The organism is Bradyrhizobium sp. CCBAU 53338 (assembly GCF_015291665.1).
In the GTDB taxonomy this organism is placed as follows: Bacteria; Pseudomonadota; Alphaproteobacteria; order Rhizobiales; family Xanthobacteraceae; genus Bradyrhizobium.
This window is the reverse complement of the sequence record NZ_CP030048.1, coordinates 2,129,071-2,141,767: the sequence shown is the minus strand read 5'-3', so window position 1 is coordinate 2,141,767 and position 12,697 is coordinate 2,129,071. Positions and strand designations below refer to the sequence as shown.

Below are 12,697 nucleotides of genomic sequence, written 5' to 3'. Positions count from 1 at the left end.
GATCTCGGCGTCAGGGGTTGGACGTGAGTTTGTGCGACGTGCGCGGCCACAACGTCAGCACCAGCCGGTTCGCCAACGTGTTCAGATAGAAGCCGTTGCGCAGATGCACGTAAGCTGCGATCCAGAAAGGTGCGTCGGCGCGGCGCATCATCTGGTTCTGAAACACCGTCACCGCCGCAAAGGAGATCACCACCAGCGCGGCGATCAGCATCGGAGCAGTGCCGCAGACCGGACGTCCGACCGGGACGCTGCTGGCGGCCAGCCACGCCGCCGCAGCTTGCAGTACAAAGTAGAGCGCGGCGACACCCGCCGCCGTGACTATGCCGCGCGCAACGACGAAGGCGTTGGGCCGCTCGTCGATCGCATTGGCCATGAGGTGTACGAGCCCCATCAGCAGCACGGATCCCAGCGCGATCTGCGCCGGATTGCTGCGTAACGTCATGCCGATCCCCCAGCCGATCAGCATCGTCAATCCGATCACGCCCGCGAGCGCGAGGATCAGCCTCGCCGGGTGCGGCTGGCCACCGGGGCTGGGCGTCCACGACGCGCGTGCCAGGTCGATGATGCTGCCCGATGACAGGAAGGCGTGTGCCTTGTAGAGGGAATGGGCGACGATGTGCAGGAGCGCGGCGGAGAAGGCGCCGAGCCCGCATTGCAGCAGCATGAAACCCATCTGGGCCACGGTTGAGTAGGCCAACTGGACCTTGACCGACGTCTGCGTCAGCATCACCAGCGAGCCGAACAGCGCCGTGACACCGCCGACGACGGCCAGAACGTTGAGGGCCGGCGTCGCCAGCAGCAGCACATCGCCGAGCCGCAGGACGAGGAAGCCACCGGCGTTGATGATACCGGCATGCAGCAGTGCCGACACCGGGGTCGGGGTCTCCATCACTTCGATCAGCCAGCCATGCAGCGGCAGCTGAGCGGATTTGAGCATGGCGGTCACCACGATGAGGAGCGCCGCCGCGGTGATTGCGGGTGACACGACATCCACGCTGCTGCGCGCCCGGGCGGCAAGATCTGGGATCTCGAGCGTACCGAACTGAAAATAGAGCAGCGCGATGGCTCCCGCGAGGCAGCCGTCGCCGAGGCGACTGGCGACAAGCTTCTTGCGGTGGGCGCGGATCGCGGGCGGCCGCGTGTGGTAGAAGAGCAGCAGCCTGCCGAGCGAGAGGCTGGTCGCGATCCAGGCCGCAAGCAGGAACAGCAGATTGCCTGATATCAAGAGCGTCAGAACCGAGGCGAGCGTCAGCAGCAGATACCGCGTGAACCTGCGCTGGCCCGGATCGCCATCGAGATAGTTGCGGCTGTACTTGACGACGACGAAGCCGATGAAGCCGACCAGCACGCAGAGGATCGCGGCGAGCGCATCGACATGGACGGAAAGCCCGAGCCCGTGACCACCGAGCAGCGGCGATCGGCCGGCCCCGTAAACTGCGACCGCGAGGACCGCGGCAATGGCGGAAACGAGCGCAACCGCGGCAGCCGAGATCGCGACGCGGACGAAATCACGGGCGTTGCCGCGGAATGGGAGAATGCTTGCTGCACACAGCGTGATCGGAGCAAGCACGGCAATGCAAGGAAGCAGCTTGATCATGGCACCTCGGCGGGTTTGGTCCAGTGACCGAGTACGTAGCGCATCTGCTTATTTGAGAAAAATTCAATTATTGAACGTAATCGTTATTTCAAATAGAACGATTACATGCCTCACTTGAACTACCACCATCTGCGCTATTTCTGGATAATCGCCACCGAGGGAAGCATGAGCCGCGCGGCGCAGCGGCTCAATGTTTCGCCGTCGTCGCTATCGGTACAGCTCAAGGCGCTCGAAGAGCAGCTGGGCCAACAGCTATTCGAGCGTGTCGGACGCTCTCTGCAACTCACCGAAGCGGGTCGCATCGCGCTCGACTACGCCGGCAGCGTCTTCAAGTCAGGCCATGAATTGATCGAGACGTTGTCGGGCCTGCGGCCCGGACGTCAGCTGCTGCGGGTCGGGGCTGCAGCGACTTTGTCGCGCAACTTCCAGATCGCATTTCTGCGGCCACTGATAAGCCGCATTGATGTCGAGCTCGTCATCCACACCGGACTTTTCGACGATCTGCTCCAGTCACTCGATGCGCACAAGCTCGATGTCGTTCTCGCCAACCACCCGGCACCGCCCGATGCACGCAGCAGCTTCGAGAATACGCTCATTGACGAGCAGCGAGTCAGCATCGTCGGCCGAAAGCCGCCGAAGCCCGCCCGGCTTAGGTTTCCGCAGGACCTCGCACATTTTCCGCTAGTCCTACCGGGCCGGGGCAACGCACTTCGCTCGGCCTTCGATGCGCTGGTCGGCCGCCGAGGCATCAGACCGATAATCGCTGCGGAAGTCGACGACATGGCTATGCTACGCCTGATGGCCCGCGAAAGCGGCCATCTCGCTCTCGTCCCCTCGATCGTCGTGATTGACGAGCTTCGTTCGGGCCTGCTCGTCGAGCGGGCGCGGCTAAACGAACTAGCGGAGCAATTCTATGCCATCAGCCAGCAGCGCCGCTATCCTAATCCTCTCGTCTCGGAATTGACGGGTAGTCGAAAGAAATAAGGTTTCTCCCAATCGCACTGCTGCAAAACGCCCTCGCCCGGCTTGCTATTTGCTACGGCCGCGTAACGCCCCAGAAAGGCGCTCGCGGCAATAGCACAGCGCATTAGCTCGAAGGCATCAGCACCTGGTTGACGACGTGGATGACGCCATTCGACTGTAGCACATCGGCAATTGTCACGGTCGCAGCACCACCTTTCGCGTCTACGATCATTACCTTTCCGCCTGATTTTTTGACTGTCAGCGGCTCGCCTTCCACGGTGATCAACTTTTGACCGTCCATCAATTGGTCAGCAGTCAGGCGTCCCGGCACGACGTGGTACGTCAGGATCTTGGTCAGCGTCTGCTTATTTTCCGGCTTGACCAGGGTCGCGAGGGCTCCCTTTGGAAGCTTGCCGAACGCAGCATTGGTCGGCGCGAAAACGGTATATGGTCCAGGTCCCTGCAGCGTATCGACCAGGCCGGCTGCCTTGACGGCAGCGACCAAGGTGGTGTGGTCCTTTGACTTGACGGCGTTCTCGACGATGTTCTTCGTCGGATACATGGCAGCGCCGCCGACCATCACGGTCTTCTCCTTGGCGATGGCAAGCGGGATAAAGTTGACCATCACGGCCGACACGGCGAGCGAAGTCGCGATGCGCTTGAAGTTCATTGTCGTCCTCCGGGTGAGTTGATTTACCGGTAGGGAACGACGTGCACGTCGCTTTGGATCACCGCGCGATCCAGTGATCCGGACGAAAGCTTCCGACGTTCTTACACCGATCAAACTGTGCGGGTTCGCATGTCCTACGTTGCGCTCTATCTGGCCGTAGCTATTCCATTCGTTGCGGTCGATGCGGTCTGGCTCAAGCTCATGGGCCAACGCTTCTATCTCGCGACGATAGGCGACATAGCGCGGAGCGAGCCGAACTTTTGGCCGGCTCTCGTCTTCTACCTTCTGTACCCGCTCGGGCTCATCGCGCTTGCCGTTTTACCAGCACACGCCGCTGCTTCCAGCGGTAGGGCTGCGTGGCTCGGTTTGCTTTTTGGCTTTTTCACCTATGCGACCTATGACCTCACAAATCAGGCGGTCCTTCGCAACTGGACGACGACTCTGTCAATCGTCGATATCGCGTGGGGCGGGTTGTTGGGCGCAGGTAGCGCTTATTGCGGGTATCTCGCAGCTCGACAGTTTTTGGTGTGAGCTCAACCAGGACGATCGCGGCAGCTGGGTGAACTAACGATCGCATTCCAAACCAATCCGCTAGTTCGTGGTGATCCAAACTGACGGTCAGGTCGTTTCTTTTGGTGTCCCGTCTCCAAGAAGCATATCCATCGTGATCTCTCGGGCTGCAAGGCTTCAACCAAAAGAACCTTTCGGGGCATGCTCTAGCCCAGGTATAAGGCATCGCCTCAAAGGTGAAAGGCTGAAGGCAACGGTGGACTGGATTGATTTGATTTCGCGTGTCGCAAGCCATGGAGATCGTGACGCTTTTGCACGGCTATTCGAGCATTTCGCTCCGCGCGTGAAGGGCTTTCTCATAAAGACGGGAAGCGACCCGGAGACCGCTGAAGATATAGCGCAATCCACCTTCGTTGCTGTCTGGCGCAAGGCGGGAGAGTTCGATCCGACCACTGCCGGTGTAGCAGCTTGGATCTTCACGATCGCGCGCAATCAGCGCATTGATATCGCCCGGCGGGCTCTACGCCATGATCGGGCGTTGCAATCGCCGGAAACAGCCTACGAGGTCGAGACCGTAGCCTCCCCGGAAGCGATACGGGCCCAGAGTGAAGATGTTACGCGCATCGCAAAAGCGTTGGCCCGCCTGTCGGAGGAGCAATCCACGGTGGTCCGGCTCTCGTTTATTGAGGAGAGACCGCACGGCGAAATCGCCTCTTCGTTGGGCATCCCATTGGGAACGGTCAAATCGCGCATTCGCCTCGCCATGAAAAGATTGAGAGAGCTACTGGACGAACAGAAATGACCATCAAACATCATCCTCCGGAACATCTTCTGGCTGGCTTTGTGTCTGGCCCGCTTGAAGAGGCTGATCGGCTCGCCCTGGCGGTTCACGTCGCGCAATGCCGAAGCTGTCGTCGATTGGTTGGAGCCCTGGAGCGGCTCGGAGGCTCGGCCATCGAACAAGCAGCTCCTGTCTCCCTGCGAGCCGACGCGCTTTCGGTTGTTCTTGATAAAGTCGACGCTAAGCCCATCTCAATGTCTGGCACGACGGAATCGATGCCGCCAGCCGCCTCGGATCTTCCGGATGTCCTCCGCAACTGCCGCTTCGGCAAGAAGCGTCGGGTGGCGCCTGGAGTGAGCATGCAACCACTCATTTTGCCTAGTTCCGACCAATCGCGGGCATTTCTGCTGTGGTCTGCTCCTGGTGCCAAGATGTTAGGTCACACGCATTCGGGAACAGAATTGACCTGCGTCCTGAAGGGCAGCTTCGCGCATGAGAGCGGCCATTACGGCCCGGGCGACTTCGATTACGGCGATGATGACGTGAACCATCAGCCTATCGTGGGCACCGAGGAGCCCTGTCTATGCTTCGTGGCGATGTCCGGCAGCTTGAAGGGCAACGGATGGATCGGTCGCCTTGTTTCTCCATTCATCAGGCTCTGACGAGCTCGAGCGTCATCGTTCAGGGAGCGCCCTGGAGGTCGTGAAGGAACGAAGTTCAGGATATCCGTATGCCGGAGCCCACGCAGCTGAAGACAAGAAATCTGGTCATCGTCTTGGGTGACCAACTGGACGGAAACTCAGCTGCGTTCGACGGCTTCGACCCTGAAGTCGACGTCATCCTCCAAATGGAGGTGCTGGAGGAAGCGGCTTACATCACTCAACACAAGCTTCGCATCGCCTACTTCTTTGCTTCGATGCGCCACTTTCGGCAGGATATGACCGCGCGAGGCCGGCGCGTGCACTACGTGGCCATCGACCATCCCGAAAATTCAGGTAGCTTCGAGACCGAAATCGGCCGAGCGCAAAGACTGCTCAAGCCGGAACGAACAATTGCGATCGAGCCCGGAGACTGGCGGGTTGCCGAAAAATTGAGACGCCTCCCGCAACCGCCCGAGATCAGGAGCGATCGGCATTTCTTCTGCTCACGAGACGAGTTCGCGGCGTTCACGCGCGACCACCCACGACACATTCTGGAAACGTTCTACCGCTTCATGAGGAAAAAAACCGGGCTTCTCATGGACAAAGCCGGAAAGCCCGTCGGCTCGGCATGGAACTACGACGATCAAAACAGGAAGCCGCTGGGGAAAGACGCGCCAACTATTCCTCCGAAACGCGCCTCGAAAATGGACCCGATCAGCGCGGAGGTGCGTGATCTTGTTTCACGACGTTTCGCCAGCAGTCCGGGAAGGCTGGAAAATATCGATCTTCCCGTGTCTCGCGCCCAAGCGCTCGAACACCTGGAGGATTTCGTATCCCGACGGTTGCCATTGTTCGGCACCTACCAGGATGCCATGCAGAACGGAGAACCCTTCCTCTATCATTCCCGACTGTCGGGTCCCCTCAACCTCCATATCCTTTCGCCCACTGAGGTGATCAAAGCCGCACTGAGGAGCGAAGAGGCCCCCCTGAATGCCTTGGAAGGTTTCGTTCGTCAGATCCTCGGATGGAGAGAATACGTCCGGGGCATCTACTGGCAGCGCATGCCGCATTATGCCGAAGAAAACGCGCTGGACGCGCACCTTCGGATGCCAGGCTTTTACTGGACCGCTGAGACCGACATGCGGTGCCTCGCCGATGCCATCACGCACACCATCGACCATGCATACGCCCACCACATCGAGAGGCTTATGGTACTAGGGCTATTCGCAATGCTGATCGGTGTAGCTCCCTACGAGGTCCACCGTTGGCACATGTCGATGTTCTGGGACGCGATCGACTGGGTGTCGCTACCGAACACGCTCGGTATGAGCCAATATGGTGACGGCGGCGTCATTGCAACCAAGCCGTACGCGGCGTCCGGCGCCTACATCAATCGGATGAGCAATCACTGCAAAGGTTGCCGTTTCGATCCAAAGAAATCGATCGGAGAGGACGCCTGTCCCTTCACCACCCTCTACTGGAGTTTTCTTGCGAAGCACCGCCAGCGGTTTTCTTCAAACGGCCGCATGCGAAATCAATATACGAACCTGGATAGGAAGGATCCGGATGAAATCCGGGCGATCAGACGGCGCGCCGACGCGCTGGCATTAGAACCGCCTTAGTTCACGCATTTTCCAGACTGTGATCCACAGCGACTTACGCGACGTTTCCTTAGATAAGAGGTCAAAAGTTGCAAGATTTTTCAAACGTTTCGCCGTCCACGGCTGGAAAGGTCATGTCCAGGGAAGATGCCGAGGAGGCATTCAGGGTGATTCTACGCTGGATCGGGGAATATCCCGAAAGAGAAGGACTCGTAGACACGCCACGGCGGGTCGTCGAAGCGTATCGGACCTATTTCGAAGACCCGACCGAGCATCTTCGAACGACATTCGCCGAGACTGGTGGTTACGACGATATGGTTCTGCTCAGAAACATTCCTTTCCGTAGCCATTGCGAACATCATATGGCACCGATTGTCGGGCGCGCATGGGTAGGATACGTACCGGCGCAGCGCGTCGTAGGCATTTCCAAACTCGCGCGGGTGGTGGACGGGTATTCGAGGCGCCTGCAGATACAAGAGAGGTTTACGACCGAGATCGCGAATGCGATCTAATCCGAACTCGAGCCGAAAGGCGTGGCTGTGTTCGTGAAAGCCGAGCATCACTGCATCAGCGGACGCGGCGTACAAAAGCACGGCGTGGATCTATCGACTATAGCAAAATGATCGGCTGCTTCAAGGATGATCCGATCCTGCGCCAAGAATTTCTGGCAATGGTGTCGGCCCATCTGAAGCCCTAGCCTACGGGCCTTGTGAAAACTCACGTAATGCTCACGAGCGGTCAACGGTCGAGGCGAGCTATAAAAGCAGATCGATCCGAGTAGCCGGCCGTAAAAAAGTGCGGCAACCGCGCATCCACACCCGCATTCTCAAAAGCGACTTGAACTCTTCGTGTAAGGTTGCCAGCTGCCCAGCGTCCTCACCAGACAGGAACAGCAACCCTCAGCGGAGCATCCGAATTCTGAATCTGCTCGAACATCATCTCGACCACCGCATCGCCGGAAATGTAGTTCGGTCCGACAGGCGACGCAGCAGGATTCGCAATAAGCGCCATAGCCCAATCGGCGAACCTGCGGTCGGTGACCGACTTTGCCTCGACGATACTAATGTCGGTATGTCGGCTATCGCTGCATATCCTGATGAAAAGTTGCGTGACCTTTGTTCTGTCTCCTTCGAGCACTTGCGCAAAAGTGTCCTTGTCGAATAGAAGGGCGCCGGATATCCCTAATTGAAGATTGTTTTGTTCTGCGGCCTTCGCAATGCTCATCAGCCCGCTGCCAGCGGCTACGGCCTTCCGACGTAGCAAGTTGCGACTGTGGTAGACCAACCGAAACAGCATGGTACCTCGTTCACCTCTTAGAACGTCTGGCTGACTGCGAGTCGCACTCGAGAGCAACGGGCTGGTCGATAATGCCGTATTCACTCTGCCGATACGCTGCTCTGAAGGGAGAGTATCGAGCCGAGCCACCCGCCTTGGACGGATGAGCCTAGTTCAATATCGAACGAACAGCCGACGAGATTGAATGGCGGGGCAGCTAATGAGCTGATTCGTCATCGTGCTGCCAAAGCTGCTTCAATCGGCTTCTCCGCAATGAAAGCAACTTGCGGCAACGTCATGAATCCTGGCTTTGCGAAGTAATAGCCCTGAAACAGATTGATGCCAGCCGCTCTCAACACGCCGAGTTCGGCTTCGTTCTCGATGCCTTCGGCGAGAACGCGGACGTCAAGCTCGCGCGCGATATTCACGATGCCAGCGACAACTGTTTGCTTGGCTTGGCTGGCATGTATGTCGCGGATCAGTTCCATGTCGATCTTGATCAGATCGGGCTGCAATCGGGCCAAGAGACCGAGCCCGGCGTATCCTGCCCCGAAATCATCGAGTGCCGTCCAGAAGCCGAACTTGCGATATGCTTCCACGATCCTTGCAACGTGGGCCGGATCCACCATCCGCTCGTTCTCGGTGAACTCGAACATGAGATTACGATGTGGAAATTCCACGCGCTTCGCGGCGGCAAGCGACTTTTGGATGCACGCTTTGGGCTCGTATACTGCGTTCGGCATGAAGTTGATGGACAGCCGCATGTCCCTGCCCGCGAAGAGTGGCCCTGCGGCTTCAATTGCCGTGACACGGGCCGCTTGGTCGAAGCTGTACCGGGTCTCGTCGTTCACCTGTGCGAGGACGGTATGGGCTGACTCCCCATTTTCGCCCCTAACGAGCGCTTCGTATCCCCAGACCTCAACCGCCGAAAGATCGACGATCGGTTGAAAAGCCATTTTGAATTTGAAAGGCAAGCTCTCGCTGAGACGGCAACCCGCGCACGTGTTCATAGTCGTACTTTCTTTCACTTTGCGCGAAAGCTAGAATGCAATGATTGCTCGGCCGTTAAGGACGTTCCGCTGACCGGACGCAACTGGCCTAACCTATGTTAAGAAGACTTTAGGGCGAGTTCGGCTGCTGTCGCCCAGTAAGAACCTGGTCTGGTCACCTGCTGGAAGCGGGCACCTTCGCGGTGCTGTGGGCTAAACATCAGGGATAGGCGACCCCGCGGCTTAACCGCCGAGTTCGCCTCTACTCTTTCAACTTTCAAGGTAAAGGCTTTCGGGTCTTGCGGCCCAGGAGTGTCATTCTACGCGCTGATTGACCCCTTGCCCGGCGTCGAAGGTTAGAGCCCGGCAAGCAATGGCGAAACCTTTGGACGATCACCGAAATTATATCGAGCGTGGGGTCATATTGTAAACTATGGGGTCCAACTTCGGCGCTTATTCACAATGGGGAATGCCTTCGTCGTCGAAGGCCGTGATAAACGCGACTAAAGGACGCGCGCAAAAGCTCGAGGCCAACGGCAAGACCTTAGATTTCAAGGAGTTTCTGCGGATAGAGCCGGATAGCGGCACCACGAATATCCGCAGCACAAGCAGCAGCCACTGGAAGCGCTGGCTAGGGCCTGGCAATCGCTGCCTCGTGCCCTTACATCGCTTCCAAAACTGCAAGGCCCCGGTGTAATCCGCTCGTGATGAACCTCGTCCCCTCGTCGCCTTCGCCGGCATCTGAACGAACTGGACGAGCGCTCGCAAGGTGAAGGAAGGCGAGGTCACCATCGACGTCTTCGGGTTCCTGACCTGCGAACCCAACCCCGAGGTGAAGCGCGTGCACCCAAAGGCTATGCCGACGATCCTGACCACGGCCGAGGCGCACGATGTCTGGATGCGAGCGACGTGGGATCGAGCCAAAGCGCTGCAGCGACCGCTTCCGGACGGTACCCTGAGGATCGTTACGACCGGCGAGAAGGAAGACCCCGCGCCAGAAGCGTAGCGTTTTGCACAGACAGTGCGAATCAGGTGGACAAGGCGTAGCCCTGCCGATTGCGAATCCCTGCTCCGTGCTAACCGCGCAGAACCGAACGGATTCGCCCGGCAGAAGCCAACGCGATGCCGATGAAGAGAGAACGACGGCCCACTATAAGGGCCCTTCGTGGATGAGCTATTTCCGTGCTGCGTGAAGCCGGCGCCATCCGCGAATGCGAATAGCACGGTTGGCTGCAGGACCGGGCCGACACGCGCGCCCGCGACCGGGGGTTCGAAATGGCCAGGCAGGAACCTTCTCGCGGAGTGTCTTCAGACGGAGCCATCGCGAATTGCGCGAAGTCGGTGTCGGTCACGGCTGCGTGTTAAATACGACACGGGCATCGGAACGTCCCTGATCAGGGCTTTGAGGTCACCTTGGTCGCGATCGCATGCAACGCGCCGGTCAGCGCCGCGACGACTGGCCTGGCCGGCTCACCGGCGCCGTGACGTTGTGCGAGAAAGGCCGGATCGTTGTAGGACAGCCAGGTCGCGCCCTGCTCGTCCTGCCAGACCAGCGCTTTCAATGGCAAGTCGATGCCGGCCGTCTGCGCCTGTTGCATCAACGGCGCACCACCCTTGGCATTTCCGAAGATGAGCAGATCCGTTGGCCGCAGCTTCAGATCGACAGCGGCCGCACCCGCGGCGTGATCAATGTGAGCGAATACGGTGAGGCCCCTGGCCTTCACCTCGGCCTCAAGCCGCTTCATCGTGTCTTCAGGTCCAAACTTGCTCTTGATGGTGATGAGTCCGTCCGCGGCCATAACTTGGGTCTCCCATAAACATGTCGCGGCTATCAGCGCGACCATCCCGATCAATCTCGACAGCTTCACGCGCACGCGCTCACTTCTTGTGAAACAGCTTCGCCGGATCGAATTCCGGATCCGGAACAAAGCCGTCGCGATTGGGCATCCTGATTTTCGGCAAGGACTCCTTGTCGACCTTGCCGTCTGCCGGAACGATGCCGTTGAGGCTGAGGATGTAGGCGGTGACGGCGTAGGTCTCATCGGTACTGAGCGAGCCCGGCGTCGGATACGGCATCGCGCGATGGATGTAGTCGAACAATGTCGTCGCATAGGGCCAGAAGCTGCCCACGGTTTTGACCGGCATGTTGGAGGCGAGCGTGCCCTGTCCGCCGGCAAGGCGATCCTTGATTCCGCCCTGGCCATTCTCGCCATGGCAGGCAGAGCAATAGTCTGAAAACACCTGCTTGCCCTGTGCGACGGTGCCGCTGCCATCGGGCAGGCCCTTGCCGTCGGGACCGACATCGATGTCCCACAGCTTGATCTCATCAGGCGTCGCCGGACGTCCGAAATCAACGGCAAAGGCTGGGGCTGCGAGCAGTCCCACAATGAAGATGCCTGCGGGAAGCAGCTTGCTATGCGAGGACATTGCGAACCCTCCCGGCTCCGTCGATGCTCCAGGTCTGCTGGGCGTTGTAGTGAAACAGCGCGTTGGTCCCCATCGCGGCGATGAAGGATTTCCGGTCCGGCTGAACATTGCCTTGCTCGTCGGTCGAGCGGCTGACGATCGTGGTCGGCTTGCCGTCCCACATCCAGTCCATCTGGAATCGCACCTGCGCCTTGGCCAATACCGGCAGGCTCAGTTGCGCCTGCTTCCAGGTCTTGGTGCCGTCGGTCGAGATCTCGACCTTGGCGATCTTGCCGTGCCCGCTCCAGGCGAGACCGGAGATGTTGATGTAGCCCGGCTGGATCTGCATCATCCCCGAAGGCTGGGTGATGACGGAGTTGGTGTCCATCCGCAGCTGGAATTGCCGTGCCTTGCCGCTCGCGAGCAATTGCGTGTAGCGCGCGGTCTCCCAGCGCGTCATCCACGGCGCGGTGCCGAACTTGAGGCGGCGCAGCCATTTGATGTTGAGATTGCCCTCGAAGCCCGGCATCAGCAGACGCAATGGAAATCCGTGCGCAGGGCGCAGCGGTTCGCCATTCTGCCCGTAGGCGACGAACGCCTCCTCCATGATTTCGTCGGTCAGCGGAATGCTGCGGTCGACTCCAGCGCCGTCGCCGCCCTCCGCCAGCATCCAGTTGGCTCCCTTGTCCTTGGCGACGAGATCGACCAGGAATTTCAGCGGCACGCCAGTCCATTCGTTGGTACTGACAAGACCGTGAGTGTTCTGCACGGTCACGTCAGGATCCGCCTTCTTCCAGTTTTCCCAACCATTGCCGGTGCATTCGATGAAGACGATGCGCGTGACCGAGGGCATGCGCTTGAGATCGTCGACGCTGAACATCAGAGGCTTGCCGACCATGCCATGAATGAGCAAACGGTGCTGCGAGGGATCAATGTCGGGCACGCCGGAATGACTGCGCTCATAATGCAGATCAGTCGGCGTGATGTTGCCGACTAGTTTCTGGTGGGGCGTTTTGGAGTTGATGGCATCGCTGGGATCGATGTTCCGCTTACCTGGCGTGGACTCCGGAATACGGTCGAGCTTGGCGAAACGGGAGCGTTCGCTATGCGCGCTCAGATCCGCGCCGGGCCCGCGATCGGGCACGTCGGCCAAAGTTTCAGCCGAGGCGGTACTAGCGATTGCTGCCCCGGCAGCCCCCGCTGTAGCCGTCAAGAACCATCGGCGCGAAAGCACCTCGTCTCTTAAATCTTCGGCTGCCTCTCC

Annotated in this window: 12 protein-coding genes and 2 pseudogenes; 7 read left to right on the top strand and 7 right to left on the bottom strand. The window is 59.2% G+C overall.

Features of this window, described 5'->3' with window-relative positions; all coding sequences use genetic code 11:
• Positions 1–10 precede the first annotated feature (10 nt).
• Entirely contained in the window at positions 11–1,597 is a 1,587-nt protein-coding gene (locus XH90_RS10055; RefSeq protein ID WP_194480913.1) for an NADH-quinone oxidoreductase subunit L, read from the bottom strand.
• 105 nt (positions 1,598–1,702) lie between these two features.
• Between XH90_RS10055 and XH90_RS10050 the strand changes: the two genes are divergently transcribed.
• Positions 1,703–2,581 (top strand): LysR family transcriptional regulator, encoded by an 879-nt coding sequence (locus XH90_RS10050; protein WP_194480912.1) that lies wholly within the window; start codon positions 1,703–1,705, stop codon positions 2,579–2,581.
• A gap of 103 nt (positions 2,582–2,684) precedes the next feature.
• Here the strand turns inward: XH90_RS10050 and XH90_RS10045 are convergent, their stop codons facing one another.
• The gene (locus XH90_RS10045; RefSeq protein ID WP_246755860.1) at positions 2,685–3,185 is read right to left on the bottom strand and encodes a fasciclin domain-containing protein; all 501 of its coding nucleotides are present in this window, start codon (positions 3,183–3,185) and stop codon (positions 2,685–2,687) included.
• Positions 3,186–3,359: 174 nt separating this feature from the next.
• Here XH90_RS10045 and XH90_RS10040 point away from each other — a divergent pair, with 174 nt between their 5' ends.
• From XH90_RS10040 to folE, 5 genes and pseudogenes are all read left to right on the top strand, one after another.
• The gene (locus tag XH90_RS10040; protein WP_128949197.1) at positions 3,360–3,761 is read left to right on the top strand and encodes a DUF2177 family protein; all 402 of its coding nucleotides are present in this window, start codon (positions 3,360–3,362) and stop codon (positions 3,759–3,761) included.
• Between the two features lie 235 nt (positions 3,762–3,996).
• Positions 3,997–4,542, top strand: a complete 546-nt coding sequence (locus XH90_RS10035) for a sigma-70 family RNA polymerase sigma factor (protein ID WP_194480909.1) — start codon at positions 3,997–3,999, stop codon at positions 4,540–4,542.
• Positions 4,539–5,183: a ChrR family anti-sigma-E factor gene (locus tag XH90_RS10030; RefSeq protein ID WP_194480907.1), complete on the top strand. Its 645-nt coding sequence runs from the start codon at positions 4,539–4,541 to the stop codon at positions 5,181–5,183. The genes XH90_RS10035 and XH90_RS10030 overlap by 4 nt, the downstream gene beginning before the upstream one ends.
• Positions 5,184–5,251: 68 nt before the next feature.
• A complete protein-coding gene (locus XH90_RS10025) occupies positions 5,252–6,784 on the top strand; it encodes a cryptochrome/photolyase family protein (RefSeq protein WP_194480905.1) in 1,533 nt (510 codons plus the stop codon).
• 113 nt (positions 6,785–6,897) lie between these two features.
• A pseudogene (folE, locus tag XH90_RS10020) lies at positions 6,898–7,460 on the top strand (GTP cyclohydrolase I FolE).
• 179 nt (positions 7,461–7,639) lie between these two features.
• Here folE and XH90_RS10015 read toward each other — a convergent pair.
• Positions 7,640–8,059, bottom strand: coding sequence for a BLUF domain-containing protein (locus XH90_RS10015; RefSeq protein WP_194480903.1), 420 nt, complete (start codon positions 8,057–8,059; stop codon positions 7,640–7,642).
• Between the two features lie 212 nt (positions 8,060–8,271).
• Positions 8,272–8,994 carry an EAL domain-containing protein gene (locus XH90_RS10010; protein WP_371748337.1) on the bottom strand — a complete coding sequence of 241 codons (723 nt, stop codon included), beginning with the start codon at positions 8,992–8,994 and terminating at the stop codon, positions 8,272–8,274.
• Between the two features lie 484 nt (positions 8,995–9,478).
• On the opposite strand from XH90_RS10010, the pseudogene XH90_RS38890 reads away from it, so the two are divergent.
• Positions 9,479–10,033, top strand: a pseudogene (locus XH90_RS38890) (SOS response-associated peptidase family protein); the annotation flags it as partial.
• A gap of 388 nt (positions 10,034–10,421) precedes the next feature.
• On the opposite strand, the gene XH90_RS10000 reads toward XH90_RS38890, so the two are convergent.
• From XH90_RS10000 to soxC, 3 genes are all read right to left on the bottom strand, one after another.
• Complete coding sequence (locus XH90_RS10000; protein WP_371748336.1) at positions 10,422–10,826, bottom strand: DUF302 domain-containing protein; 405 nt, start codon at positions 10,824–10,826, stop codon at positions 10,422–10,424.
• Positions 10,827–10,905: 79 nt separating this feature from the next.
• Entirely contained in the window at positions 10,906–11,454 is a 549-nt protein-coding gene (locus XH90_RS09995) for a c-type cytochrome (protein ID WP_194480897.1), read from the bottom strand.
• Positions 11,441–12,667, bottom strand: coding sequence for a sulfite dehydrogenase (soxC, locus tag XH90_RS09990; RefSeq protein ID WP_246755753.1), 1,227 nt, complete (start codon positions 12,665–12,667; stop codon positions 11,441–11,443). Before soxC ends, XH90_RS09995 begins: the two co-directional genes overlap by 14 nt.
• Positions 12,668–12,697 lie beyond the last annotated feature (30 nt).

Bases quoted from the DNA above. Each gene is read 5' to 3' on its own strand.
- XH90_RS10050 (WP_194480912.1), top strand. From the start codon at position 1,703: ATGCCTCACTTGAACTACCACCATCTGCGCTATTTCTGGATAATCGCC.
- XH90_RS10025 (WP_194480905.1), top strand. From the start codon at position 5,252: ATGCCGGAGCCCACGCAGCTGAAGACAAGAAATCTGGTCATCGTCTTG.
- XH90_RS10055 (WP_194480913.1), bottom strand. From the start codon at position 1,597: ATGATCAAGCTGCTTCCTTGCATTGCCGTGCTTGCTCCGATCACGCTG.
- XH90_RS10000 (WP_371748336.1), bottom strand. From the start codon at position 10,826: ATGGCCGCGGACGGACTCATCACCATCAAGAGCAAGTTTGGACCTGAA.
- XH90_RS10040 (WP_128949197.1), top strand. From the start codon at position 3,360: ATGTCCTACGTTGCGCTCTATCTGGCCGTAGCTATTCCATTCGTTGCG.
- XH90_RS10030 (WP_194480907.1), top strand. From the start codon at position 4,539: ATGACCATCAAACATCATCCTCCGGAACATCTTCTGGCTGGCTTTGTG.
- XH90_RS09995 (WP_194480897.1), bottom strand. From the start codon at position 11,454: ATGTCCTCGCATAGCAAGCTGCTTCCCGCAGGCATCTTCATTGTGGGA.
- XH90_RS10015 (WP_194480903.1), bottom strand. From the start codon at position 8,059: ATGCTGTTTCGGTTGGTCTACCACAGTCGCAACTTGCTACGTCGGAAG.
- XH90_RS10045 (WP_246755860.1), bottom strand. From the start codon at position 3,185: ATGGTCAACTTTATCCCGCTTGCCATCGCCAAGGAGAAGACCGTGATG.
- XH90_RS10010 (WP_371748337.1), bottom strand. From the start codon at position 8,994: ATGGCTTTTCAACCGATCGTCGATCTTTCGGCGGTTGAGGTCTGGGGA.